The sequence below is a fragment of the Streptomyces sp. NBC_01474 genome (genome assembly GCF_035918215.1).
Lineage (GTDB): Bacteria > Actinomycetota > Actinomycetes > Streptomycetales > Streptomycetaceae > Streptomyces > Streptomyces aureus.
This window is the reverse complement of the sequence record NZ_CP109449.1, coordinates 5,197,620-5,221,766: the sequence shown is the minus strand read 5'-3', so window position 1 is coordinate 5,221,766 and position 24,147 is coordinate 5,197,620. Positions and strand designations below refer to the sequence as shown.

26 protein-coding genes and 3 pseudogenes are annotated in these 24,147 nt (G+C 69.3%); 15 read left to right on the top strand and 14 right to left on the bottom strand.

Features of this window, described 5'->3' with window-relative positions; translation table 11 throughout:
* Window positions 1-16: 16 nt before the first annotated feature.
* The 3 genes from OG758_RS23975 to OG758_RS49090 all read right to left on the bottom strand — a co-directional run bounded on the left by OG758_RS23975 (window position 17) and on the right by OG758_RS49090 (window position 1,086).
* Complete coding sequence (locus OG758_RS23975; protein ID WP_326711856.1) at window positions 17-514, bottom strand: hypothetical protein; 498 nt, start codon at window positions 512-514, stop codon at window positions 17-19.
* A 75-nt stretch (window positions 515-589) separates the two neighbouring features.
* Window positions 590-895, bottom strand: coding sequence for a 30S ribosomal protein S14 (gene rpsN, locus OG758_RS23970; protein ID WP_326711855.1), 306 nt, complete (start codon window positions 893-895; stop codon window positions 590-592).
* Window positions 895-1,086 (bottom strand): 50S ribosomal protein L28, encoded by a 192-nt coding sequence (locus OG758_RS49090; RefSeq protein WP_382062370.1) that lies wholly within the window; start codon window positions 1,084-1,086, stop codon window positions 895-897. The genes rpsN and OG758_RS49090 overlap by 1 nt, the downstream gene beginning before the upstream one ends.
* A 35-nt stretch (window positions 1,087-1,121) precedes the next feature.
* Between OG758_RS49090 and rpmG the strand changes: the two genes are divergently transcribed.
* The 3 genes and pseudogenes from rpmG to OG758_RS23950 all read left to right on the top strand — a co-directional run.
* On the top strand, window positions 1,122-1,286 hold the full coding sequence (rpmG, locus tag OG758_RS23960; protein WP_326711854.1) for a 50S ribosomal protein L33: 165 nt from the start codon (window positions 1,122-1,124) through the stop codon (window positions 1,284-1,286).
* 4 nt (window positions 1,287-1,290) lie between these two features.
* Entirely contained in the window at window positions 1,291-1,545 is a 255-nt protein-coding gene (locus tag OG758_RS23955) for a type B 50S ribosomal protein L31 (RefSeq protein ID WP_326711853.1), read from the top strand.
* Window positions 1,542-1,733, top strand: a pseudogene (locus tag OG758_RS23950) (cobalamin biosynthesis protein CobW); the annotation flags it as partial. The gene OG758_RS23955 and the pseudogene OG758_RS23950, both read left to right, overlap by 4 nt.
* A 57-nt stretch (window positions 1,734-1,790) precedes the next feature.
* Here the strand turns inward: OG758_RS23950 and OG758_RS23945 are convergent.
* Window positions 1,791-3,248 (bottom strand): aldehyde dehydrogenase family protein, encoded by a 1,458-nt coding sequence (locus OG758_RS23945; RefSeq protein WP_326711852.1) that lies wholly within the window; start codon window positions 3,246-3,248, stop codon window positions 1,791-1,793.
* Window positions 3,249-3,420: 172 nt separating this feature from the next.
* The gene (locus OG758_RS23940) at window positions 3,421-4,287 is read right to left on the bottom strand and encodes a helix-turn-helix domain-containing protein (protein WP_326711851.1); all 867 of its coding nucleotides are present in this window, start codon (window positions 4,285-4,287) and stop codon (window positions 3,421-3,423) included.
* A gap of 266 nt (window positions 4,288-4,553) precedes the next feature.
* On the opposite strand from OG758_RS23940, the gene OG758_RS23935 reads away from it, so the two are divergent.
* Window positions 4,554-5,036: an ATP-binding protein gene (locus OG758_RS23935; protein WP_266672906.1), complete on the top strand. Its 483-nt coding sequence runs from the start codon at window positions 4,554-4,556 to the stop codon at window positions 5,034-5,036.
* Window positions 5,037-5,207: 171 nt separating this feature from the next.
* Here the strand turns inward: OG758_RS23935 and OG758_RS23930 are convergent, their stop codons facing one another.
* From OG758_RS23930 to OG758_RS23915, 4 genes are all read right to left on the bottom strand, one after another.
* Window positions 5,208-5,450: a DUF397 domain-containing protein gene (locus OG758_RS23930; protein ID WP_100597687.1), complete on the bottom strand. Its 243-nt coding sequence runs from the start codon at window positions 5,448-5,450 to the stop codon at window positions 5,208-5,210.
* A gap of 141 nt (window positions 5,451-5,591) precedes the next feature.
* Window positions 5,592-6,035, bottom strand: coding sequence for an SRPBCC family protein (locus OG758_RS23925; protein ID WP_326711850.1), 444 nt, complete (start codon window positions 6,033-6,035; stop codon window positions 5,592-5,594).
* Entirely contained in the window at window positions 6,032-6,388 is a 357-nt protein-coding gene (locus OG758_RS23920; protein ID WP_326711849.1) for an ArsR/SmtB family transcription factor, read from the bottom strand. Before OG758_RS23920 ends, OG758_RS23925 begins: the two co-directional genes overlap by 4 nt.
* A gap of 5 nt (window positions 6,389-6,393) precedes the next feature.
* Entirely contained in the window at window positions 6,394-6,780 is a 387-nt protein-coding gene (locus OG758_RS23915) for a glyoxalase superfamily protein (protein ID WP_326711848.1), read from the bottom strand.
* A 154-nt stretch (window positions 6,781-6,934) separates the two neighbouring features.
* Between OG758_RS23915 and OG758_RS23910 the strand changes: the two are divergent.
* From OG758_RS23910 to OG758_RS23895, 4 genes and pseudogenes are all read left to right on the top strand, one after another.
* Window positions 6,935-7,470 (top strand): annotated as a pseudogene (locus tag OG758_RS23910) (DinB family protein).
* 18 nt (window positions 7,471-7,488) lie between these two features.
* Entirely contained in the window at window positions 7,489-8,130 is a 642-nt protein-coding gene (locus OG758_RS23905) for a PadR family transcriptional regulator (RefSeq protein WP_326711847.1), read from the top strand.
* An 86-nt stretch (window positions 8,131-8,216) separates the two neighbouring features.
* Window positions 8,217-9,194 carry an ATP-binding cassette domain-containing protein gene (locus tag OG758_RS23900; RefSeq protein WP_326711846.1) on the top strand — a complete coding sequence of 326 codons (978 nt, stop codon included), beginning with the start codon at window positions 8,217-8,219 and terminating at the stop codon, window positions 9,192-9,194.
* On the top strand, window positions 9,191-9,961 hold the full coding sequence (locus OG758_RS23895) for an ABC transporter permease (protein WP_326711844.1): 771 nt from the start codon (window positions 9,191-9,193) through the stop codon (window positions 9,959-9,961). Before OG758_RS23900 ends, OG758_RS23895 begins: the two co-directional genes overlap by 4 nt.
* Before the next feature lie 59 nt (window positions 9,962-10,020).
* Here OG758_RS23895 and OG758_RS23890 read toward each other — a convergent pair whose 3' ends face one another.
* On the bottom strand, window positions 10,021-11,433 hold the full coding sequence (locus tag OG758_RS23890; RefSeq protein WP_326711843.1) for a glutamate decarboxylase: 1,413 nt from the start codon (window positions 11,431-11,433) through the stop codon (window positions 10,021-10,023).
* A gap of 107 nt (window positions 11,434-11,540) precedes the next feature.
* Window positions 11,541-12,770: an ion channel protein gene (locus OG758_RS23885; protein ID WP_326716013.1), complete on the bottom strand. Its 1,230-nt coding sequence runs from the start codon at window positions 12,768-12,770 to the stop codon at window positions 11,541-11,543.
* 193 nt (window positions 12,771-12,963) lie between these two features.
* Here OG758_RS23885 and OG758_RS23880 point away from each other — a divergent pair, with 193 nt between their 5' ends.
* On the top strand, window positions 12,964-13,722 hold the full coding sequence (locus tag OG758_RS23880; protein WP_326711842.1) for a MerR family transcriptional regulator: 759 nt from the start codon (window positions 12,964-12,966) through the stop codon (window positions 13,720-13,722).
* A 5-nt stretch (window positions 13,723-13,727) separates the two neighbouring features.
* Here OG758_RS23880 and OG758_RS23875 read toward each other — a convergent pair whose 3' ends face one another.
* Window positions 13,728-14,093, bottom strand: a complete 366-nt coding sequence (locus tag OG758_RS23875; protein ID WP_326711841.1) for a YbjQ family protein — start codon at window positions 14,091-14,093, stop codon at window positions 13,728-13,730.
* Window positions 14,094-14,224: 131 nt separating this feature from the next.
* On the opposite strand from OG758_RS23875, the pseudogene OG758_RS23870 reads away from it, so the two are divergent.
* Window positions 14,225-14,887 (top strand): annotated as a pseudogene (locus tag OG758_RS23870) (DedA family protein); the annotation flags it as partial.
* A gap of 55 nt (window positions 14,888-14,942) precedes the next feature.
* Here the strand turns inward: OG758_RS23870 and OG758_RS23865 are convergent.
* Together OG758_RS23865 and OG758_RS23860 are read right to left on the bottom strand one after the other, a co-directional pair.
* Entirely contained in the window at window positions 14,943-16,640 is a 1,698-nt protein-coding gene (locus OG758_RS23865) for a threonine/serine ThrE exporter family protein (protein ID WP_326711840.1), read from the bottom strand.
* 89 nt (window positions 16,641-16,729) lie between these two features.
* Window positions 16,730-17,221 carry an inorganic diphosphatase gene (locus tag OG758_RS23860; RefSeq protein WP_100597700.1) on the bottom strand — a complete coding sequence of 164 codons (492 nt, stop codon included), beginning with the start codon at window positions 17,219-17,221 and terminating at the stop codon, window positions 16,730-16,732.
* 131 nt (window positions 17,222-17,352) lie between these two features.
* On the opposite strand from OG758_RS23860, the gene dacB reads away from it, so the two are divergent.
* The 5 genes from dacB (at window position 17,353) to ftsH (ending at window position 24,101) form a co-directional block, all read left to right on the top strand.
* Window positions 17,353-18,792, top strand: coding sequence for a D-alanyl-D-alanine carboxypeptidase/D-alanyl-D-alanine endopeptidase (dacB, locus tag OG758_RS23855; protein ID WP_326711839.1), 1,440 nt, complete (start codon window positions 17,353-17,355; stop codon window positions 18,790-18,792).
* A 115-nt stretch (window positions 18,793-18,907) separates the two neighbouring features.
* Window positions 18,908-20,050, top strand: coding sequence for a zinc-dependent metalloprotease (locus OG758_RS23850; RefSeq protein WP_326711838.1), 1,143 nt, complete (start codon window positions 18,908-18,910; stop codon window positions 20,048-20,050).
* 215 nt (window positions 20,051-20,265) lie between these two features.
* Window positions 20,266-21,288: a tRNA lysidine(34) synthetase TilS gene (tilS, locus tag OG758_RS23845; protein ID WP_326711837.1), complete on the top strand. Its 1,023-nt coding sequence runs from the start codon at window positions 20,266-20,268 to the stop codon at window positions 21,286-21,288.
* Window positions 21,289-21,333: 45 nt separating this feature from the next.
* Window positions 21,334-21,894 carry a hypoxanthine phosphoribosyltransferase gene (gene hpt / locus OG758_RS23840; protein WP_116511523.1) on the top strand — a complete coding sequence of 187 codons (561 nt, stop codon included), beginning with the start codon at window positions 21,334-21,336 and terminating at the stop codon, window positions 21,892-21,894.
* Window positions 21,895-22,091: 197 nt separating this feature from the next.
* The gene (gene ftsH / locus OG758_RS23835) at window positions 22,092-24,101 is read left to right on the top strand and encodes an ATP-dependent zinc metalloprotease FtsH (protein WP_326711836.1); all 2,010 of its coding nucleotides are present in this window, start codon (window positions 22,092-22,094) and stop codon (window positions 24,099-24,101) included.
* Window positions 24,102-24,147 lie beyond the last annotated feature (46 nt).

Below are 24,147 nucleotides of genomic sequence, written 5' to 3'. Positions count from 1 at the left end.
CCGCGTCAGCCCCGCGTCAGGACTTGGGCAGCCCCATCGTCGGGAACCCCGACGGCAGCTTCCCGCCGTCCGTCTTGCGGAACGTGTCGTCCCCGAAGCCTTCCCACGACACCTTCAGGGTCGTGGCGTCGACGGACTTGACCTGCCCCATGTTCCGGTCGGTGTTCCCGTCGGCACACTTCAGGGTGAGCATCTGCATGCCCATCTCGTCGCCTGCGGTCCCGCTGCACACGTGCTCGCCGACCAGGGCCACCTTCTTGCCGCTGATGAGCAGGGCGATGCTCTTGCCCTGGGATGTGGTGACCCAGCTCCCCTGAAGACTCCCGGACTTCCCGCCGGAACCGGAACCGGAACCGGACCCACCCGTGTCGGCCCCCGTGGACGTCGAGGCCTGCGGCGTCTCCTTGGACTTGCCGCCGTCGCCCCCGTCGCCGCTGTCGCTGCTGCATCCGGTGATCACGAGCGCCGCGGCAACTCCCGCCGCGGCGGCAACGATCCGTACGCGCTTGAGCACAAGATCCCCCTACGTTGCGGATGTGACTGCCGGTACGTGGCCCGGCCCGCAGCAAGCTACCAGCCGCCCCTCACGTCACCAGGAAGACTTCCGCGCTCCGGCCAGGAAGCCCGCGTGCGCCTGCTCGCGCAGGTTCACCCGGGAGAGGCCGAAGGCGCGCAGGTATCCGCGCGGCCGACCGTCGACACTGTCGCGGTTGCGTACGCGGGTGGCGCTCGCGTCCCTCGGCTGACGTGCCAACTCCCTTTGTGCGGCGACCCGTTCCGTCCCGGTGGACGACAGCAGGCGGACGATCTCGCTGAGCTCGGCCCGGCGCGCGGCGCGGCGGACGGCGACCCTCCGGCGCTCCTCACCCTTTGTGATCTTGCTCCACCTCGCCATCAGATCCTCACTCCACGGTCACGAATCCTGGCGACGGAGGCCCCGACGCCGATCGCGTCGAGGGTCCTGATCGCCCTGACGCCCAGCCGCAGCCGTACGTGCCGGCCCCGGTCGGCATGCAGTGCGCGGACATGGCGACGCACCTCTCTCGGTGGCCGTGGCCCGCAACCCGGAGCTGTGACCCGGATCATTTTGAAAACGGGATTCATTTTCATATACTGGTCCCATGGCACGCAACGAACTCCGCCCAGTGATCAAGCTCAGGTCCACCGCGGGTACGGGCTACACCTACGTCACCCGCAAGAACCGCCGTACCGACCCCAACCGCGTGACCCTGCGCAAGTACGACCCGGTCGCAGGCCACCACGTCGACTTCCGAGAGGAGCGCTGAGCCCGTGCGAAAGGACATCCACCCCTCCTACGGCCCGGTCGTCTTCCGTGACCGTGCCGCGAACCACGCCTTCCTGACTCGCTCGACCGCCACCAACGACAAGACCGTCGAGTGGGAGGACGGCCACACCTACCCCGTCATCGACGTCGAGATCTCGAACGTGAGCCACCCCTTCTACACGGGCAACGCGCGCGTACTCGACACCGCCGGGCGCGTGGAGCGCTTCGAGCGGCGCTTCGGGAAGCGGGGCGGCCGGTGACCCGGCTGCTGGTAGCGATCGTCGGCGGCCTGCACGCGTAAGCGCGCCGGGCCGCCGTCGAGGAACTGCTCGCCACGGTCCCGGGCGGCGTCGCGCTCCACCACGACCTCACGCCTGCCGTACAGGGCACGGTCATACGGACCCTGCGCGACGCCACCGGGGTCCTCGTCATCGGCGAGGCGGTCCTGGAGGGCCGGCCCCGCGCGTTCGACCCGCTCCTGGAGGTCTGAACGCGAGCGGGGGCGTCAGAACGGGAACTGGCTCCGGCCGTGCTGCACGGAGATCCACTTCTGCGTGGTGAACGCCTCGACGGTCGCCTCGCCGTTCAGCCGGCCGAGCCCGGACCGCTTCTCGCCGCCGAACGCGACGAGTGGCTCGTCGTGCACCGTCCCGTCGTTGACGTGGATCATCCCGGTGTCGATGCGCCGCGCGAACGCGACGCCCCGCTCCACGTCCCGCGTGTGCACGGCCCCGCTCAGCCCGTACGGGGTGTCGTTCGCGACCTCCACCGCCTCCTCGTCCCCGTCGAAGGGGATGAGGAGCGCGACCGGGCCGAAGATCTCCTGCCGCAGCACCGGGGAGTCGGCCGGCAGGCCCGTCAGGATGCTCGGTTCGACCAGATTGCCGACGGCCTTGCCGTGCAGCAGTGCGGTCGCGCCTTCCGCGAGCGCCTGGTCGACGACGCCCGAAACGGCGTCCGCCTGCGTGGAGTTGATGACCGGACCGATGACGGTCGACGGGTCGCGTGGGTCGCCCACCTTGAGGGACCTCACCTTGGCGACGAACTTCTCGGTGAACTCCTTCTCCACCTTGCGGTCCACCAGGATCCGGTTGGCGGCCATGCAGACCTGGCCCTGGTGCACGTACCGGCTGAAGACCGCCGCGTCGACGGCGTAGTCGACGTCCGCGTCGTCGAGCACGGTCAGTGCGCTGTTGCCGCCCAGCTCCAGGACGGCGTGCTTGAACTGCGAGGCGCATACCGTCGCGACGTGCTGGCCCACCGCGTCCGAGCCGGTGAAGGAGATGACCTTCGGCACCGGGTGGGTGAGGAGCGCGTCGCCTATCTCGGCGATGTCGGTGATGACGACGTTGAGCAGACCGGCCGGCAGGCCCGCGTCCTCGAAGATCTTCGCGACCAGGGAGCCACCGCAGATCGGAGTGTTCTGGTGCGGCTTGAGAACCACGCCGTTGCCGAGGGCCAGCGCGGGCGCGACCGACTTCAGCGACAGCAGGAACGGGAAGTTGAAGGGGCTGATGACGCCCACGACGCCGACGGGAACGCGGTAGACCCGGTTCTCCTTGCCGTCGACGGGCGACGGGATGACCCGCCCCTGCGGGCGTAGCGCCAGCTGGATCGACTCGCGCAGGAACTCCTTGGCGAGATGCAGCTCGAACCCGGCCTTCAGCCGCGTACCGCCGAGCTCGTCGACGATCGCGTCGGATATCTCGTCCTCGCGCTCCTCGACCAGGCGCAGTGCCCGCTCGAAGACCAGGCGTCGCGTGTACGCGTTGGTGTCCGCCCAGCTCTTCTGCGCCCGCTCGGCCGCGCGGTAGGCCTCGTCGACCTCGTCGGCCGACGCCACGGTGATGGAGGCCAGCTTCTCGCCGTTGTACGGGTTGAAGTCGATGATGTCCCACGCCCCACGGCCGGGACGCCATGAACCGTCGATGTATTGCTGGGCCAGTTCGGTGAAGTAGGACATGAGATCCCTTGCTGCTGCCGGCAGACACCTAATGGCTCGTCATCTTACGTCTGTACCAGTCGAGTTGTGGCGTGGTCAGGACGTCCGACCGATCGCCGCCGATCGGAAATCGGGCCGGAAGGAGCGGTTCTCGGCCAGCCATGGTCAGCGGGTATCGGTCAGCGGGTACTGGTCAGGCGGCCTTCGCCAGCAGGCCGCGGATGATGTCCACGCTCTCCGCGGGCGTCGGGCACTCCGCCTGAAGCTGCTTCATCGCCCGCGCGTACTGCGTGACGTCCTCGCGCTTGTCGAGGTACAGGGCGCTGGTGAGCTGCTCCATGTAGACGATGTCCGAGAGGTCGGACTCCGGGAAGCTGAGCATCGCGAAGGCGCCGGTCTCACCCGAGTGGCCACCGAATCCGAACGGCATGACCTGAAGTGTGACGTTGGACCGCTCGGAGACGTCGATCAGATGCTGGAGCTGACCCTGCATCACCTTCGGTCCGCCGTACGGGCGTTGCAGCGCCGCCTCGTCGAGTACCACGTGGAACTCGGGGGCGTGCTCGGAGACGAGGAGTTTCTGCCGTTCGAGGCGCAGCGCCACACGCCGGTCGATGTCCGCCCGCGGCGCGTCCTTCATGCCCCGGGCGACGACCGCGTGCGCGTACCCCTCGGTCTGCAGCAGCCCGTGCACGAACTGCACCTCGTAGGCGCGGATGAGCGACGCGGCGCCCTCCAGGCCGACATAGGTGGGGAACCAGCCGGGCAGGACGTCCGAGTATGTATGCCACCAGCCCGCGACGTTGGCCTCCTTGACGAGGGAGAGGAGCGCGCCGCGCTCCGCCTCGTCGGCCACTCCGTACAGGGTCAGCAGGTCCTCGACGTCCCTGGCCTTGAAGCTCACCCGTCCCAACTCCATGCGGCTGATCTTCGATTCGGATGCGCGGATCGAGTAGCCGGCCGCTTCCCGGGTGATGCCACGTGATTCGCGCAGGCGCCTCAGCTGCGAGCCCAGCAGGATGCGCCGCACCACCGAGCCGCTCGACTCTCCCGCACTCACGTCGCTCCACCCTCCCGATAGCTCCAGCAGCCGAAGTCTGCCATTAAAACGCTCCGGCCTGTACTCGTTCGGTTACAGAAACGGAAAGGTTGCGAAAGGTCTCCACAAGAAGTCGTGGGAAGAAATGAGCAACAAGTGGTACGCGGGGGGACAGGACGGGCGCGTGCACGTGCATCTGCCCTTGCATCTGCTGTACGCATTCGGAACGATGGCCCACGCACCACCGCTCCACTCGCTATGTACCGCGAATCCCGGGAGTGCCTCGCATGGGGACGAATGGACCGGCCATGCTCGAGCCGTTAAGGCAGGGGCTTCCGCCACTCGACCCTTCTGCCGTTTCCAGCTCCGCCTCCTGCGCACTTCCCGCACGGTACGAAGCGGTGGGCAGCGCCCGTAAGTTCACGCGCGGGACGCTCGACGGCTGGGACGTGGCGGAGAGATTCGACGACGTCTGTCTCGTCGTCTCCGAACTCGTCACCAACGCCCTGCGGCACGCACTGCCCTCGGACACCCCGCGCTCGCAGGACCCGCCGGTGCGGCTGCACCTGATGCGCTGGACCTCACGCCTGGTGTGCGCGGTGCGGGACCCCAGCGACGAGAGCCCCGTCGCCCGCGAGGCGGAGGACGACTTCAACGCCGAATCGGGCCGCGGCCTGTTCCTGGTCGACTCGTTCAGCGACAGCTGGGGCTGGCATCCGCTGGCCGGCACGCTGAACGGGAAAGTGGTGTGGGCACTGTTCCGGCTGTGAGAGCCGGCAACTGGCCATTGCCATTTGAGAGTTGGTGACTCATGACTGACGGCTGACGACTTACGGCTGCCACCTGTCATCTGACGATAGCCAGCTGACAGTTATCGTCATCTGTCATCTGTCAGTCGTCATCCGTCGGTTGTCACCCGGCAAGCTGTCAGTCGGCAACGGTCACCCGTCAGCTATCAGGTGGTCGAACTCCCCGTCCTTGACGCCCAGCAGCATCGCCTCGATTTCGGCGGGCGTGTAGACGAGGGCCGGGCCCTCCGGGAAGTTCGAGTTGCGCATCGCCACCCGTCCCCCCGGCAATTTCGCGAACTCCACACAGGAGCCCTGCGAGTTGCTGTGCCTGCTCTTCTGCCAGACCACACCGTGAAGTTCCGTGGCCGCCATGCCGTTGTACACGTGGTGCACAGGTCGCTCCCCGGTCGTGCTGTGGCCTATGAGGCTCATGTGGCCAGTGAGTCAGGTGTAGTGGTCAACTGTCCTGGATCATAGCTGCGTTCACATGCTGATGCATGGGCAGATGCACGTGCACGAGGGGTGTTCCCGCGGTTACAGCTCTTCGAGCGTCTGCCCCAGCGCCCGCATGACATGCGAACGCCAGCCCCCGTCCATGATCTTCCGCGCCATCATCTGTGCCGGATCGTCCGGATCGAATCCGTCGTGCACTAGGAAGAGACGCGTGCCACGGCCTTCTGGCTCCAGGTTCCACGTAATGGTCCAGTCCGCAGAATTGGCCGGATCCCGGTCCTGCCACCGGACGCTGAGCATCCGTTCCTCCTCGTACGCGAGGACCTCGACGTCGAGGGTGCCGGAGAAGCCGGTGTTGGGCCGCGGCACGGTCGTCATCACGTACCGGTGGCCCACCTCGAGGCGGAAGTCCTCACTGCCCGGCATCAGCCACTGGGCGATCAGCTCGGGTTCGGTGAGGGCACGCCAGACCTTGGCGGACGGGTGGGGGAGGAACTGGTCGACGGTGATGCTCGTAAGGCTCATGACCCGTCATCGTCGGGCATGCGGTCGAGGAGTTCGGCGAGCCCCTTCAGGCGGCCGCGCCAGAACCGCTCGTACGGATGGAGCCAGTCCTGCACCTCGGCCAGGGGGGCGGCCTCGAGCCGGTAGATGCGCTGACGTCCCGCGCGTTCCTCCGAGACGAGGCCGGCCTCGCGCAGCACCTTGAGGTGCTCCGAGAGGCTGGGCCGGCGCATCGCGAAGTGGTCGGCGAGGGCCTGGACGGGCTGGGGGCCCTCGTCCCTGAGGAGGCGGAGCACCTCGCGTCGTGTTCCGTTGGCGAGCGCGGCGAACAGCCGGTCCTGGCCGGCGGTGTCGGTCGCGTTCGCGGTCGCCATCGGCGTCAGAAGCCTTCCTTCTCCGTGATGAGCATCAGTGCGTTGCCGTCCGGGTCGCTGAAGGAGGCCATGCGCCCCCACGGCACGTCGTCGGGGCCGGTGACCTCGGCTCCGGCGGCGGTGAGCCGCGCGCAGTCGGCGTCGACGTCGGTCGTCACCAACATGATCCCCCGCGCCGAACCCGGGGTGAAATCCCCCATGCCCGGGCCGGCCAGCGTGAAGACGGTTTGCGCGCCCGCGGGTGCGACCTGGAGCCAGCGGCCCGGCGGCATCTCACGGTCGGCCGTGACGTCGAAGCCGAGTACGTCGACGTAGAAGCGCAGGGCGCGGTCCTGGTCGGCGACGGGGAGGGTGATGAAGGAGGCGTGCGTGATGTTCGTGTGGCTGCTCATGCCCGAACTGTAGGTAGGAATTTCCCTACGCGTCAAAGGTAGGAAAATTCCTACGCGACGCGTTCCCGGGTGGTGCCGCTCGGGACAGAAGTCGGCCGCGATTCCCTCTACCTTCGTCCGTACAGGCGGCGGAACCGATGGAAACCGGCCCAGGATGGCGACTCAAGGGAACGCGGAGATCCGTGGCGACGAGCGTGGCACGCTCCTGATCTTTCTCGCCGGGCAGCGCGGCGCCGTCCGCCGGGCCGTGCTCGGACTGACCGACGAGCAGGCCGCGGAGACGCCGAGCGCCAGCGCCCTGTCGCTGTCCGGGCTGGTCAAGCATGTCGCGGAGACCGAGCAGGGATGGATGGCGCGGGCCCGGCAGGTCGCGCCCGACATGCAGCGCACCGAGGAGAACTGGGCCGACAGCTTCCGGCTCGTGGGAGACGATCCGTCGAGTCGGCCCTCGCTTACTGGGACAAGGTGGCGCTGGCCACCGAGGAGTTCGTCCGGTCGGTGCCGAGCCTCGACGACACGTTCCCGCTGCCCCGCCATCACTGGTCGCCGGGCGAGGAGGAGGTGTCCGTGCGGTGGCTGCTGCTCCATCTGATCCGGGAGGCGGCCCGGCACGCGGGGCACGCGGACATCATCCGCGAGTCCCTGGACGGGAAGACGGCGCATGAGCTGGTGGCGATGGCGCGGGAGTGACGTCCTACGCTGGGGCCCATGTCAGCGATCCGCCTCCTGGTCCTCGGGGCCGTACGCCAGCACGGCCGCGCGCACGGGTACCAGGTGCGCAACGACCTCGAGTACTGGGGCGCGCACGAGTGGTCGAACGCCAAGCCCGGGTCGATCTATCACGCGCTCAAGCAGATGGCGAAGCAGGGATTTCTCGTCGCGCACGAGATCGCGCCCTCCACGGCCGGCGGCCCGCCGCGCACCGAGTACGAGATCACGGACAAGGGCACCGAGGAGTTCCTCACGCTGCTGCGGGAGGCGCTCGTGACGTACGACCAGAAGCCGGACATCCTCTCGGCCGCGCTCGGCTTCATCGTCGATCTGCCGCGGCGGGAAGCGGTGGAGCTGCTGCGGCGGCGCGTGGACGGCATCGAGGAGTGGCGGCGCGCGGTCACCGAGTACTACACGCCCGAGGACGGGCCCGAACGGCTCGGCCACATCGGCGAGATCATGAATTTCTGGGTGCACTCGGCCGACACGGGCGCGGAGTGGACGCGGGGGCTGATCGGCCGGATCGAGGGCGGCGCGTACACATTCGCGGGGGAGGGTGAGCCCTTTGTCGGGGTGCTCGCCGAGGGGCAGGAGAACCCCTACGCCACGGGTGAGCCGCATCCCGGGGATCCCTGTTAATCAAGGTTGACTAGTGATGGGGGCGGGGATACCTTTCCCGGTGTAGTCAAATTTGATTAGTATGTGTGCTCGGTGGGAGGAGCCGGATGACCGACGCGATCATCGTCGAGGGCGCACGGAAGAGGTACAGGGACAAGTGGGCGCTGGACGGGCTCGACCTCACGGTCGCCCGCGGCACCGTCCACGGCCTGCTCGGTCCGAACGGCGCGGGCAAGACGACGGCCGTCCGCGCCATGACGACGCTGTTGCGGGTCGACGAGGGCCGGGTCGAGGTGGCGGGGTACGACGTGCGGCGGCAGGCGCGCGAGGTGCGGCGCCGCATCGGGCTCCTCGGCCAGCACGCGGCGGTGGACGAGGAGCTCGGAGGGTGGCAGAACCTGGAGATGTTCGGACGCCTCCACCACCTGGGCGCCCGGCGCGCGCGGGTGCGGGCCGGCGAACTGCTTGAGCGCTTCGGCCTCGCCGGGACCGGGCGCAAGGCGGTCAGGCAGTACAGCGGCGGCATGCGGCGACGGCTCGACCTGGCCGCCTCCCTCATCACGGACCCCGAGGTGCTCTTCCTGGACGAGCCGACGACGGGCCTCGATCCGCGCGGACGGGCCGAGGTGTGGGACGCGGTGCGCTCGCTGGTCGGGGGCGGTACGACGGTCCTGCTCACGACGCAGTATCTGGAGGAGGCCGACCAGCTCGCCGACCGCATCTCGGTCGTGGACCGGGGCCGGGTCGTCGCCGAGGGGACGGCCGGCGAGCTGAAGGCGCGGCTCGGCGGTGACCGGATCGACGTCGTCGTGCGGGACGGGGCCCAACTGGGCGTAGCAGCAAGGCTGTTGCCGGACGGTGTCACGGTCGACACGGACCGTCGGCTGGTCAGTGCGCCCGTCGCCGACCGGATGGCCGCGCTCACCGAGACCGTGCGGGCGCTTCAGGACGCGGGTGTGGAGGCGGAGGACATCGCGGTGCGCAGACCGACCCTGGACGAGGTGTTCCTGCATCTGACGGGACCGGGACATAAGGACGCGGCGGAACGTGGGCACATGGCGGACCGGTCGGAGGTGACCGCATGAGTACGTCGATGAGCTGGGCCGTCGCCGACTCGTGGACCATGACGCGGCGCGAGCTTGCGCATGGGGCGCGGCAGCCGGCGCAGATCGTGGTGGGTCTGGTCTTCCCGGTGATGCTGCTGCTGATGTTCGGCTTCCTGATCGGCGGCGGCAAGGGCGTCGAGGGCGAGTACGTCGACTATCTGGTGCCGGGCATGCTCGCGCTCACCATGGCGTTCGGGCTCGAGGCGACGATGCTGGCGGTGACGCAGGATCTCAACAAGGGCGTGATCGACCGGTTCAGGTCGATGCCGATGGTCAACGGAGCGGTGCTGGTGGGCCGTTCGGTCGCCGACATGCTCCAGTCGTCCGCCGCGCTTGTCGTGATGACCGGCGTCGGTTACGTGATCGGCTGGCGTCCGCACGGCTCGACCGGCGCCCTCCTGGGCGCGCTCGGTCTGCTGCTCCTCTTCCGGTTCGCGATGCTGTGGATCGGCATCCACCTGGCGATGGTGGCGGGGAAGCCGGAGCTGGTCCAGGCCGTGCAGATCCTGGTCTGGCCGGTCGGATTCCTGTCGAACGCGCTCGCCGAGCCCGGCTCGATGCCCGGCTGGCTGGGCACGGTCGTCGAGTGGAACCCGATGTCGCACACGGCGACGGCCGTACGGGACCTGTTCGGCGGCCCCGGTGGGGAGCCGGGGCACCTGTGGGCGGCGGTGCTCTGGCCGCTCGCGCTGCTCGCGGTGTTCTTCCCGCTGGCGGTACGGAAGTTCGCGGCGCTCAGCAAGTAGGGCTCAGCATGTGCGGCGCTCGGCAAACAGGGTTCAGCGGACGGGGCCCGTGAACGGTGTCAGTGGTGGAAGGCGGTCGCCGCTTCCTTGTCGCGGGTCAGCGGGTGCGGCTGCTGGTGCAGTTCGGGCAGCAGCCGCCTGAGGTCGGCGATGAAGAGCGCCGCGAGGTCGGCCGAGAAGCCGTTGCGGCACACCAGCCGCAGCACCGCCAGGTCCTGGCGGTGCGCGGGGAAGGTGTACGCGGGTACGAGCCAGCCGAATTCGCGCAGGCGGCGCGACACGTCGAAGACGTCGTACGCCTTCACATCGGGTGCTGTCGTGAAGGTGACGACGGGCAGTTGGTCCCCGCGGGTGATGAGCTGGAAGTCGCCGATGGACTCGATGCGTTCGGCGAGGTCCCGGGCGACGTCCCGGGTCGACTGCTGGACCGCGCGGTAGCCCTCGCGGCCCAGGCGCAGGAACGTGTAGTACTGCGCGACGACCTGCGCGCCGGGCCGGGAGAAGTTGAGGGCGAAGGTCGGCATGTCGCCGCCCAGGTAGTTGACCCGGAAGACCAGATCCTCCGGCAGGTCGTCCGCCGTACGCCACAGGGCCCAGCCGACGCCGGGGTAGACGAGGCCGTACTTGTGGCCCGACGTGTTGATGGACGACACCCGCGGCAGGCGGAAGTCCCAGACCAGGTCGGGGTCGATAAAGGGCGCGATCATGCCGCCGGAGGCGCCGTCGACGTGGACGGGGATGTCGAGGCCGGTCTTCTCCTGGAGGGTGTCGAGGGCGGCGCACAGCTCCGCGATCGGCTCGTACGAACCGTCGAACGTCGAGCCGAGGATGCCGACGACGCCGATGGTGTTCTCGTCGCACAGCTCGGCGGCGGCCTGCGGGTCGAGATGGAAGCGGTCGCCGTCCATGGGGACCTGGCGCGCCTCGACCTCCCAGAAGTTGCAGAACTTCTCCCAGCAGACCTGGACGTTGATGCCCATGACGAGGTTCGGGCGGGCGTGCTGGGACGGGTAGCGGTCGGCGTTCCGCTTCATCCAGCGGCGCTTGAGGGCCATCCCGGCGAGCATGCACGCCTCGCTCGAACCGGTGGTCGAACAGCCGACGGCGCCGTCCGGGTCGGGCGCGTTCCACAGGTGGGCGAGCATCGACACGCAGCGCCGCTCCAGCTCCGCGGTGCGCGGGTACTCGTCCTTGTCGATCATGTTCTTGTCTCTGCACTCGCCCATCAGGACGCCGGCCTGCGGTTCCATCCATGTGGTGACGAACGTGGCGAGGTTGAGCCGTGCGTTGCCGTCGAGCATCAGCTCGTCGTGGACCAGCTGGTACGCCGTGGAGGGCGGCATGGGGTCGTCGGGCAGCCGGTGCTTGGGCGGGGCGTCGGTCATGCCGCCGACCGGATTGGCCTCGCCGTAGAAGGGGTTGACGGCCATCGGGCGCTCGTCGTGCTGGTCGGGACCGTGGTGCAGCGGCATCGTCGCGGGCTCCCTCGATACGGGGTCGTGGCCTCATCGCGAGGATACGGAGGGGTGGGGTGTACCGCCCGGCGAGACCGCGCGGCCGCGCCGGTCGGCGGTACCTCTCAGCGCACGGACGTGCCGTCGTCGCGCAGCTGCATCTGGGGGCGTCCGGTGACCAGGAGCCAGGCCGGCAGCGAGGCGATGCACAGCAGGGCGATGATCGTCGGGGACGAGACGAGGACGGCCGCGGTGAACAGGCTGATCCAGCCCTGCCGGGTGATGGCGAGCAGGATGCCGAGGACGCCCGCCGCGACGCCGACGGCGGGGTGCACGCCCGGCACGAGCGCGTGGGCGAGGAGGCCGAAGGCCGACCCGACGAAGACCGCGGGGAAGATCCGGCCGCCGCGGAAGCCGCAGGAGGCGGCGACCAGCAGGGCCGCCAGCTTCACCACCGTCATCAGGGCGAACTGGCCGGCCGACCAGCCGTCGGGGTCCCGGGCCAGCTCGGCGACCTCGTCGAGTCCCTTGAAGAGCGTGAGATGTCCGCCGAGCGCGCCGAGCAGACCGAGCACGAGCCCGCCCGCGGGCAGCATCAGCATGGGGTGCTTGAGGCGCCCGAACGCGGCGTGCGTGTGGGGGAAGGCGTAGACGGCCGCCATGCCGAGGACCGCTGCCGCGGAGGCGATCACCAGGGAGGCGAGAAGGTCGCCCCCGTCCGGCCGGGGGACGGAGGGCAGGCCGAGGTCGAAGGTGGGGTGTGCGACGAGGGCCGTGGTCATCGCGCCGGTGGCGGCCGCGGTGAGCGGCGCGAACAGGGCGTCCCACAGCGAGCCCCTGATCTTCCTGCCCGCGAGAGCCTCGGAGATGACGAGGGCGGCGGCGACGGGCGTGCCGAACAGCGCGCCGAGCGTCGCCGCCTCGGCCAGCGGGACCCACAGCGCGGGGGGCACGGCCGGCCGGGCCTTCGCGCCGAGCCAGAACACGAGGGCGATGTTGGCGGCGATGATCGGGTTCTCGGGGCCGAGGCTGGGCCCGCCGGCCAGCATCAGCGCGGTCGCGACGAGCAGCCCGGGCAGCAGGAACGGCGGCAGCGGCGCGCTCGCGAGCCCGACGGTGGCCGGGTCGGGTCCCGCGTGACCGGGCGCCTTCCAGACGACGAGACCTACGAGGATGCCGGTCGCGGTCAGCATGACGATCATCCAGAGCGAGGAGTACCCGCCGACGCCGAGCGCGTCGGGCAGGTCCGTCCACAGCACGTGCTGGAGCTTCTCGGCGAGCTCGCTCACGCCGAGGAACAGCAGGCTGCACGCGACGCCTACGACGAGCGCGGGGACGACCAGCGGCAGCAACATCCGTGCCGGGGTGGTCTCCTGGGGCGCGGCCTGCTCGTCGGTGCTCACCGGCACACCATAAGCGGACGAAAGCCGCACAACACCCGGAGGAAATGCCGCTTGCACCTCACGTGACGTGAGGCTGCACGCTGGGACCCGTGCCGACGAAGGCGCCGACAAAGACACCGACAAAGACAGGGAGAGGGCCGGAGCCGTGAGCTACTCCGTGGGGCAGGTCGCCGGGTTCGCCGGCGTCACGGTGCGCACGTTGCACCACTACGACGAGATCGGCCTGCTGGCGCCGGTCGGGCGCAGCCACGCGGGTCACCGGCGCTACAGCGACGCCGACCTGGACCGGCTCCAGCAGATCCTGTTCTACCGGGAGCTCGGCTTCCCCCTCGACGAGGTCGCGGCCCTTCTCGACGACCCGGAAGCGGACCCGCGCGCGCATCTGCGCCGCCAGTACGAGCTGCTGACCGCCCGGATCGGCAAGCTCCAGAAGATGGCCGCCGCCGTCCAAACCGCCATGGAGGCACGCAAGATGGGCATCAACCTCACGCCCGAGGAGAAGTTCGAGGTCTTCGGCGACCACGACCCCGAGCAGTACGCCGACGAGGTGCAGGAACGCTGGGGCCACACCGAGGCCTACGCCGAGTCGCAGCGCAAGGCCGCCTCGTACACCAAGGAGGACTGGCTGCGGATCAAGGAGGCGAACGACGACTGGATGCGCCGCCTCATCGCCGTCATGGACTCGGGCGAGGAGCCCGGGTCCGGGGTCGCGATGGATCTCGCGGAGGAGCACCGGCAGCAGATCTGCCGGTTCCACTACGAGTGCACCTACGAGATCCAGACCGCTCTCGGTGAGATGTTCGTCGTGGACGAGCGCTACCGGCGCAACCTCGACAAGGACCGGGAGGGCGTGGCCGCCTTCCTGCGGGAGGCGATCCTCGCCAACGCCGTACGCAACGTGTAGCCGCCCTACCGCGGTGCGATCACCACGGCCGTGCCGTACGCGCACACCTCGGTGCCCACGTCCGCCGCCTCGGTGACGTCGAAGCGGAACATCAGCACCCCGTTGGCGCCGCGGGAGCGGGCCTGCTCGACGAGCCGCTCCATCGCCTGGTTGCGGGTCTCCACCAGTGTCTTGGTGAGGCCCTTCAGCTCGCCGCCGATCATCGATTTGAGTCCGGCGCCGATCTGGCTGCCCAGGTGCCTGGAGCGGACGGTGAGGCCGAAGACCTCGCCGATCACCTTCTCCACCCTGTAGCCCGGCACGTCGTTCGTGGTGACGACGAGCACATCCGTCTGCGGATTCTGGCCGCCGCCGAAGTCTTCGATACCCATACACACAGGTTTGCCACAGTTGACGCACAGTGCATCCTGGGAGGGCGGCTGGAACCTGGTGCCGTCATCCGGCGTTGATAACTTTGCACCGCCATTGCCCTCGCTTCACCACCCCTCAGGAGTCCGGAACCGTGACGACGCTTGCTCTCGGACCAAGCTGGCTGGACCCGGACCACCTGCTCAACACGTTCGGCATCTGGGGCCTGCTCCTGATCGTGTTCGCGGAGTCCGGTCTGCTCATCGGCTTCTTCCTGCCGGGCGACTCCCTGCTGTTCACCTGCGGACTGCTGATCACCGCCGGCACGCTGGACTTCCCCCTGTGGGGTGCCGTCGGCCTGATCTGCCTCGCCGCGATCCTCGGTGACCAGGCGGGTTACCTCTTCGGCAAGAAGGTCGGCCCCTCGCTGTTCAACCGCCCGGACTCCCGCCTCTTCAAGCAGGAGAACGTGGTCAAGGCCCACGAGTTCTTCGAGAAGTACGGCCCGAAGTCCCTGGTCCTGGCCCGCTTCGTGCCCATCGTCCGCACGTTTACGCCGATCATCGCGGGCGTCAGCGGCATGAAGTACCGCTCGTTCATCACGTTCAACGTCATCGGCGGCGTGCTCTGGGGCGCGGGCGTCACGCTCCTCGGCTCCTGGCTGGGCAACATCGCGTTCGTCCACAAGAACATCGAGGCGATCCTGATCTTGATCGTCCTCGTCTCGGTGGTCCCCATCGCGATCGAGTTCCTGAGGGCGCGCAGCAAGTCGAAGAAGGCCGAGGCGGCGATGCCCCAGCCGCAGACGCCGTCGCAGGGTCAGCGCGGCCGCCACGCGAAGCGCTAGACCGCCAGGGCGCCTTCGCGGCGTCCTAGAACCCTCGGGTCCGCTTCGCCGCCCGGCGCCCCGCCGCGCCGGGCGAGCGCAGGAACAGCCGCGCGATCTCGGACCCGAGGTTCACCCCGATCGCGATGGCCATGGCGAGAGCCGCCGCCTTCGTCAGTGACACCAGGCCCGCGTCCACATCGTTCTGCGCGATGGCCAGCAGCCCGAAGTACGTCGCGGAACCCGGCAGCAGCGGCCCGATCGCCGCCGTCACGTACGGCAGCGCGGACGCGAACCGGTAGCGCGAGAAGAGCTGCCCGAACAGGCCGACGAGCCCGGCCGCCGCCGCGGTGGAGGCGACCGGCGAGATCCCGCCGACGACGTGCATGGCCCCGTACACGACCCACGCCACACCGCCGTTCAGCGTCACCGCGAGCACGGTGGAGCGTTCCTGCTGGAGCAGGACGGCGAAGGCGAGCGAGAGCGCCATCGAGGCCGCGATCTGCCAGTAGGGGCGGTCGAGGACCTGGAGGGCCGCCTCCGGGTTCAGCTGCGCGTGCAGCTGAACGCCGAGATAGAGCACGACCAGGACACCGATGACGATGCCGACGAAGAAGTACATGACTTCGAGCAGGCGCGCGGCCGCGGTGATGTAGTAGCCGGTCAGACCGTCCTGCACGCCCGCCACGAGGGCCCGCCCCGGCAGCAGCGCGAACAGCCCACCGGTGATCACCGCGGAGGCGCGTACGTCCACGAGGTTGTGCGCGAGGGTCAGCAGGATCCCTATGGCGGCGGGCGGCATCGCGGCGACGGTGAACTGGTAAAACTCCGGCAGCCCGCGGCCCGCGCACAGCCAGGCCAGTCGGTCGCCGAGGATCGCGCCGAGCGCCGCCGCGACGAAGACGATGAGGTCACCGCCGACGAGGATCGAGGCGCCGCCCGCCAGGAGCCCGGTGGCCGCGGAGAGCACCCAGCCGGGATAGGGGTGGCGGTTGCGGCGGATCTCGGCGAGACGCCGGTAGGCCTCCTCCAGGGAGACGTCGACCTCTTCGTCGCTGATGTCGTACACCAGCTGGAACACGGCCGCGAGGCGCGTGTAGTCGGTGCCGCGCCGCCGCACGGTCCGTGACGCGGTCACCGGGTCGTCGACCAGCGACGGCTGGTACGAGATCGAGAGCAGCGTGAACGTCACCGTCGGCTCGCACCGGTCGAGGCCGTAGGAGCGGCACACGGCGAACATCGCCGCCTCCACGTCCTCGGCGCCCTCACCGCCCGCGAGGAGCAGCTCGCCGATGCGCAGGGTCAGGTCGAGGACGCGCGGAACGGCCGGGCCCTCGTCGTCGTGCTTCTGCACGGGCTCGGCCGCGGGGCGCTCGGCGACCGGCATGCGCAGCATCGTGCGCATCCGGTCCTGCCAGGGCGCCTCCTTGGTCAGCTTGACCGTGGGGATGCCGTGGGCGGGTGTGAACGCGGGCGGTGCGTACCGGGAGCTGTAGGTCTGCGGGGGCGTGAAGGCCGAACCGCTGGTGTCGGCGGGTGCGGCCGCCAGGGTGCTGAGCCCGTCGGGGAGCGCGAACTCGGACGTCGTCTGCGACTCGTCCTGCTCGGGCGCCGGGGTCTGCGGCACCACCCCGGGCGGCGGTGTGAAGGCGCTGCGTGCCTCGTCCGACTGCGGTTTGCGGTCTTCGGCCGCCTCCGGCTCCCGCTCCGTCACCAACTCGCCCTTCGTATGACGTCTGCGCACCTCCCGGTACGCCTCAGTATGAGCACAGATACGCGAACGGGCCGCCCCACCCCCGGAGGAGTCGGACGGCCCGTGCGTGGCGGGGGAGGTCAGTGACCGCCCTCGTCCTTGAAGCGCTTGTAGGACCGCTCGATCTCGGCCTCGGCCTCGGTGCGGCCGACCCAGTCGGCGCCCTCGACGGACTTGCCGGGCTCCAGGTCCTTGTAGACCTCGAAGAAGTGCTGGATCTCCAGGCGGTCGAACTCGGACACGTGGTGAATGTCGCGCAGGTGCTCCACGCGGGGGTCCGAGGCGGGGACGCACAGCAGCTTGTCGTCGCCGCCGGCCTCGTCCGTCATCCGGAACATGCCGATGGCGCGGCACTTGATGAGGCAGCCGGGGAAGGTCGGCTCCTCCAGGATGACCAGCGCGTCCAGCGGGTCCCCGTCCTCACCGAGCGTGTTCTCGACGAATCCGTAGTCGGCCGGGTAGCTGGTCGAGGTGAAGAGTCGACGGTCCAGGCGGATCCGACCGGTCTCGTGGTCCACCTCGTACTTGTTCCGCGAACCCTTCGGAATCTCGATCGTGACGTCGAACTCCACCGGTGGCTCCTCCATGATCAACACATACGACTGGTGGTTAAGTGTCCCTCACGCAGGTGTGTGATCGCGAAAGGGGCTGGTCCGTGGTGCCCGAGCTCAAGGCTTCGCAGGCAGTTTCACAGGCAGTGAAGATGCTTACGAAGGTCAAGACCTGGCAGCTCACAGCGGGCGCTGCCACCCTGGGCCTGGCGCTCTCGGCCGTGGCGGTGGCCTCGGCCGGTCCGTGGGACTCCAGCGGTCAGCGTACGGCGGAGGCGCGCCGGGCTGTGTCCCAGGAGGCCGGGGGTGGCACAGATCACGGCCGCGACGGGCGCTCCGACGAGCCGGTCGCCGCCCCGAGCGCCCGTGCCGTCCTCGCGGCGCCGGGCGGCTCGGTCCCCGGCCCCACCAAGCGCGCGCTCGCCGACGTGCTCGACCCGCTCCTGAACGACCCGGCCCTCGGCAAGCGGCGCACCGCGGCCGTCGTCGACGCGGCCACCGGCGAGCGGCTGTACGGCAAGAGCTCCGGCGACGCCCTGACGCCCGCGTCGACCACCAAGCTCGCCACGGCGATCGCCGCCCTGTCGATGCCGGGATCCGACCACCGCATCGACACGAAGACCGTCATCGAGCCCGACTCGTCGGCGCACGAGGTCGTCCTGGTCGGCGGCGGCGACCCCACGCTCACCGCCCGCAAGGACGCCGGACCGAACGCGAGCCTGCGCGCCCTCGCCGACGCCACCGCCAAGGAACTCAAGGGCCGGGACACGGACGAGATCACGCTCTCGTACGACACCTCGCTCTACTCGGGGCCGCTCCTGCACCCCATCGGGCCCAACGAGAACATCGCGCCGGTCAGCGCCCTCATGGCCGACGAGGCGCGCATGGACGACTCGTCGAGCGGCCCGGCGCCCCGCGAGTCCGACCCGGCGGCCGCCGTCGCGCGGAAGTTCGCGGATCTGCTGCACGACCGCGGCATCAAGACGAAGGGCGAGCCGGGCCCGGCCAAGGCGTCGGGCGACTCCGAGAAGCTGGCCAAGGTGTCGTCGCCCCCCGTATCGGCCCTGGTCGAGCGCATGCTGACGCACAGTGACAACGACATCGCGGAGGCCCTGGCCCGCCAGGTGGCGCTCGCCACGGACGAGGCCGCGAGCTTCGACGGCGGGGGCGCGGCGATCCGCAAGGAGCTGGACAAGCTCCGACTCCCGCTCTCCGGAAGCCACTTCGCGGACGGCAGCGGCCTCGACCGCGCCGACAAGGTCTCCGCCGACCTGCTCACCCAGGTCCTCGCGCACGCCGTCGAACGCGAGCGCCCCGGGCTGCGCCCGGTCCTCACCGGACTGCCCGTCGCCGGCTTCACGGGCACGCTGAGCAAGCGGTACACCGACGCGGCCGACGCGGCGGGCATCGGCCTCGTACGGGCCAAGACCGGCACGCTGACCGGGGTGAACACACTGGCCGGCACGGTCGTCGACGCGGACGGTCGGCTCCTGGTCTTCGCGTTCATGACGGACGGCACCGTCAACCCGGGACAGGCTCAGGCGGCCCTGGACCGGCTCGCGTCGACGGTCGCGAACTGCGGCTGCCGCTGACCCGCCCCGCACCCCGGCCCCGCCCGTCCCGGCCGTGTCCCCTAAGGGGCACAACCGGGGCGCCGTCCGGGGCCAAGGCCCTGTGCACCAGGACCCGAGCACGTACGGTTGACGCATGACGAGCATCGGTGGTGCTTCTGGGATGGTCGACTGGAATCTCGCGGTGGCGACCGCGACCCGACTCGTGCGGCCGGGTCCGGAGGTGACCCGGGACGAGGCGCGGGCGATCGTCGCGGAGCTGCGCCGGCACGCCAAGGCCTCCGAGGAACACGTCCGCGGCTTCACGCGGATGTCCACCGAGGAGGCGCACGACACGCCTGTCCTCGTCGTCGACCGCCCCGGCTGGGTCCGGGCGAACGTGGCGGGGTTCAGGGAGCTCCTCAAGCCCCTCCTGGACAAGATGGACGAGCGGCGCGGCTCCGGCCCGGGCGGAGCGGTCCTCGGCGCCGTCGGCGGCAAGGTCACGGGCGTCGAGCTCGGCATGCTGCTGTCGTTCCTGTCCTCCCGCGTCCTCGGGCAGTACGAGACCTTCGCCCCCGCCACCCGGGACCTGCCGGCCGCGCCGAACGGCGGCGGAAGACTGCTCCTCGTCGCGCCGAACATCGTGCACGTGGAGCGCGAACTCGACGTGAATCCGCACGACTTCAGGCTCTGGGTGTGCCTGCACGAGGAGACGCACCGCACGCAGTTCACGGCCGTGCCCTGGCTGCGCGACCACCTCGAGGGCGAGATCCAGTCATTCCTCGCCGAGACGGACGTCGACCCGATGACGTTCCTGGAACGCATCCGGGAGGCAGCCCAGTCCCTGGCGGGCGCACGCCCCGAGGGCGAGCAGGGCGAGGGCGACGACGGGGGCCGCTCCCTGGTCGAGCTCGTGCAGTCCCCGGCCCAGCGCGAGATCCTCGCCCGGCTCACCGCCGTGATGTCGCTGCTCGAAGGGCACGCGGACTTCGTGATGGACGGGGTCGGGCCCGCCGTGGTGCCTTCGGTGACCGAGATCAGGGAGAAGTTCAAGGAGCGCCGTCAGAAGGGTGCGTCCCGCCTGGACCTGGCGCTGCGCAAGCTCCTGGGCCTCGACGCGAAGCTGCGCCAGTACCGCGACGGCGAGCGGTTCGTCAGGGCCGTGGTGAACGAGGTGGGTATGGACGGATTCAATCGCGTATGGACATCGCCGAACACGCTCCCCACCAAGGCGGAGATCGCCAAACCGGCGGACTGGGTCGCGCGGGTGCACCGCAAGTCTGAGGGTGCACCGTAAGGCAGGGTCGTGAAACAAATACGGCCAACGGCAGGAGAACGCCCCGGTAATCACCCATCCGAGGGACCGTGGGCCGTGGGTAGGCGTGCAATGCTCGGGGAATGGCTCGGCTCTGTCACGATCGACGCACTCTGAGTGACTGAAATCACCGAGTCGCTGTTGAGTGACTAGTCCGAGCCACACCCCCACCGAAAACTTCATGAAGGGAACCGGACATGGGTCCCCATCCTGCGGTCGCGGCGATACGCCTGGCGGTCCGCCGCGTACTCCACGACGTACTCAACGACCACAGCGCCCCCCACGCGGCGCCGGAAGCCCCGCGCACCCCGCCCCTGGTGCTTGTCGCCTGCTCCGGCGGTGCCGACTCCATGGCGCTCGCCTCCGCCCTCGCCTTCGAGGCCCCCAAGCTCGGCATCCGCGCCGGTGGCGTGACGGTGGACCACGGTCTGCAGCCCGGCTCCGATCTCCGCGCCGCCGAAGTCGTCGCGCGGCTCACCGCCCTGCGCCTCGACCCCGTCGAGTCCGCGGCCGTGCACGTCGGCCGCGACGGCGGGCCCGAAGCCGCCGCGAGGGACGCCAGATACGCCGCGCTCGACGCCGCCGCGGACCACCACGGCGCCGCCGCGATCCTGCTCGGCCACACCCGCGACGATCAGGCAGAGACGGTCCTGCTCGGCCTCGCCCGCGGCTCCGGCATCCGCTCGCTGTCGGGAATGGCCGCGACCTCGGGGGTCGACGGCCGTTACCGCAGGCCCTTCCTGCACGTCGACCGCCAGACCGCCCGCAAAGCGTGCATGGCCCAGTCGCTGCCCGTCTGGGACGACCCCCACAACACCGATCCGGCGTACACGCGCTCCCGGCTGCGCCACGAGGGGCTGCCCGCCCTGGAGAAGGCGCTCGGCAAGGGTGTCGTCGAGGCGCTCGCCCGTACGGCCCAGTTGTCCCGTGACGACGCCGACGCCCTGGACACGTGGGCCGCGCAGGCCGAAGCCATGGTGCGGGACCCCGCGGGCCTCCTCGAGTGCGCCAAGCTCTACGCACTGCCCCCCGCCGTACGCCGCCGTGTACTGCGCCGCGCGGCCATCGAGGCCGGCGCCCCGGCGGGTGCTCTGTTCGCCCGGCACATCGAAGAGGTCGACCGTTTGATCACCGGTTGGCGCGGCCAGGGGGAGATCAATCTCCCCGGCAAGGTCGTGGCTCAGCGGCAGGGTGGCAGACTGGTCATCCGGCAAGGCTGACGAGGGGCGCGAGTCCTTCAGCGGCCGGTGGGACGACCGAAAGTGATGCGGGTGGACGCGAAAGACATGGGCACCGACCTTCAGTCGGTGCTCATCACCAAGGAAGAGATCGACGCGAAGCTGGCTGAGCTGGCCGCGAAGATCGATGCGGAATACGCGGGCAAGGACCTGCTGATCGTCGGTGTCCTCAAGGGCGCCGTGATGGTCATGGCGGACCTGGCGCGTGCGCTGTCCACCCCCGTCACGATGGACTGGATGGCGGTGTCCTCGTACGGCGCGGGCACCCAGTCGTCCGGCGTCGTGCGGATCCTCAAGGACCTCGACACCGACATCAAGGGCAAGCACGTCCTGATCGTCGAGGACATCATCGACTCCGGCCTCACGCTGTCGTGGCTGCTCACCAACCTCGGCACCCGCGAGCCCGCGAGCCTCGAGGTCTGCACGCTGCTGCGCAAGCCGGAGGCGGCGAAGGTGGCCATCGACGTGAAGTGGACCGGGTTCGAGATCCCGAACGAGTTCGTCGTCGGGTACGGCCTGGACTACGCGGAGAAGTACCGGAACCTGCCGTTCGTCGGCACTCTGGCTCCCCACGTCTACGGCGGCTGAACGTCCGCCGAAGCCATGTGAGACGGTCGGGAACCCTTGCGGGCTCCCCGCCGTTGGAGCATGCGTGGGCGAGATTCCCAGCCGTCCCCTGCGGCTTCGGGTGACAATGCTGGGGTACCGTCCGAAGAACAGTCTTCAAAACAGCCTTTATCAAACTCACTATGGCAGGAGGGACGGGGCGGCATCGCTCCGTATGGATGGACGTGAAGCGATACTTCCGTGGGCCGGTCATGTGGATCGTGCTGGCCGTCCTTGCCGTGGTCGTGTTGATGCAGGTCGTCGGTTCGTCCGGTGGCTACAAGACAGTGGACACCGGCCAGGTCATTCAGGCCATCGACGACAACAAGGTGCAGTCGGCCAAGCTGACCACCGGCGACGAAAACAACATCAAGGTCGAGCTCAAGGACGGACAGAAGGTCCAGGGCAGCAGCAAGATCCAGGCGAGCTACATCGGCGACCAGGGCGTCGATGTGGCCAAGGATCTGCAGGCCAAGTTCGAGAGCAAGCAGATCCCCGACGGGTACACCGTCGCTCCGACGAAGCAGAACGCCTTCGTGGGGATCCTGCTCTCCCTGCTCCCCTTCGTCCTGATCGTCGTCGTCTTCCTGTTCCTGATGAATCAGATGCAGGGCGGCGGCTCCCGAGTCATGCAGTTCGGGAAGTCCAAGGCGAAGCTCATCACCAAGGACACCCCGAAGACGACGTTCGCCGATGTGGCGGGCTCGGACGAGGCAGTCGAGGAGCTCCACGAGATCAAGGAGTTCCTCCAGGAGCCGGCGAAGTTCCAGGCCGTCGGCGCCAAGATCCCCAAGGGTGTGCTGCTCTACGGCCCGCCCGGAACCGGTAAGACGCTGCTCGCGCGCGCCGTTGCCGGTGAAGCGGGGGTTCCCTTCTACTCGATCTCGGGTTCCGACTTCGTCGAGATGTTCGTCGGTGTCGGTGCCTCCCGAGTCCGTGACCTGTTCGAGCAGGCCAAGGCGAACGCCCCGGCGATCGTCTTCGTCGACGAGATCGACGCTGTCGGCCGGCACCGCGGTGCGGGTCTCGGCGGCGGTCACGACGAGCGCGAGCAGACGCTCAACCAGCTGCTCGTCGAGATGGACGGCTTCGACGTGAAGGGCGGCGTCATCCTGATCGCCGCCACGAACCGGCCCGACATCCTCGACCCGGCACTGCTGCGCCCGGGACGTTTCGACCGGCAGATCGCGGTCGACCGCCCGGACATGCAGGGCCGTCTGGAGATCCTCAAGGTTCACCAGAAGGGCAAGCCGGTCGCACCCGATGTCGACCTCTCCGCCGTCGCCCGGCGTACCCCGGGCTTCACCGGCGCCGATCTGGCGAACGTGCTGAACGAAGCGGCGCTCCTCACGGCGCGCAGCGACCTCAAGCTCGTCGACAACTCGATGCTGGACGAGGCGATCGACCGCGTAGTGGCGGGCCCGCAGAAGCGGACCCGGATCATGTCCGACAAGGAGAAGAAGATCACCGCGTACCACGAGGGCGGACACGCCCTGGTCGCGGCGGCTTCGCCCAACTCCGACCCGGTGCACAAGATCACGATCCTGTCCCGTGGACGGGCCCTCGGTTACACGATGGTCCTGCCCGACGAGGACAAGTACTCGACCACGCGCAACGAGATGCTCGACCAGCTCGCCTACATGCTGGGCGGGCGCGCGGCCGAGGAGCTGGTCTTCCACGACCCGACCACGGGCGCGGCGAACGACATCGAGAAGGCGACCACGACCGCGCGGGCCATGGTCACGCAGTACGGCATGACCGAGCGGCTCGGCGCGATCAAGTTCGGCGGCGACAACACCGAGCCGTTCCTCGGCCGGGAGATGGCGCACCAGCGCGACTACTCGGAAGAGGTCGCCGCGCTCGTCGACGAAGAGGTCAAGAAGCTCATCGAGACCGCGCACAACGAGGCCTGGGAGATCCTCGTCGAGAACCGAGACGTTCTCGACAACCTGGTCCTCGCGCTCCTGGAGAAGGAAACGCTGAACAAGGAGCAGATCGCCGAGATCTTCGCTCCGATCGTGAAGCGCCCGGCCCGCCCCGCGTGGACCGGCTCCTCCCGCCGCACCCCCTCGACCCGCCCGCCGGTGCTCTCCCCCAGGGAGCTGTCACTGACGAACGGTTCGAACGGCACGGCAACGGGCGTCGAGTCCGGGCTGGACATCGCTCCTACGGACAGCCCCGAGGCCTGATCACCCCGGAATGGATAACCGCGTCCCCCACGCCTTACGGTGTGGG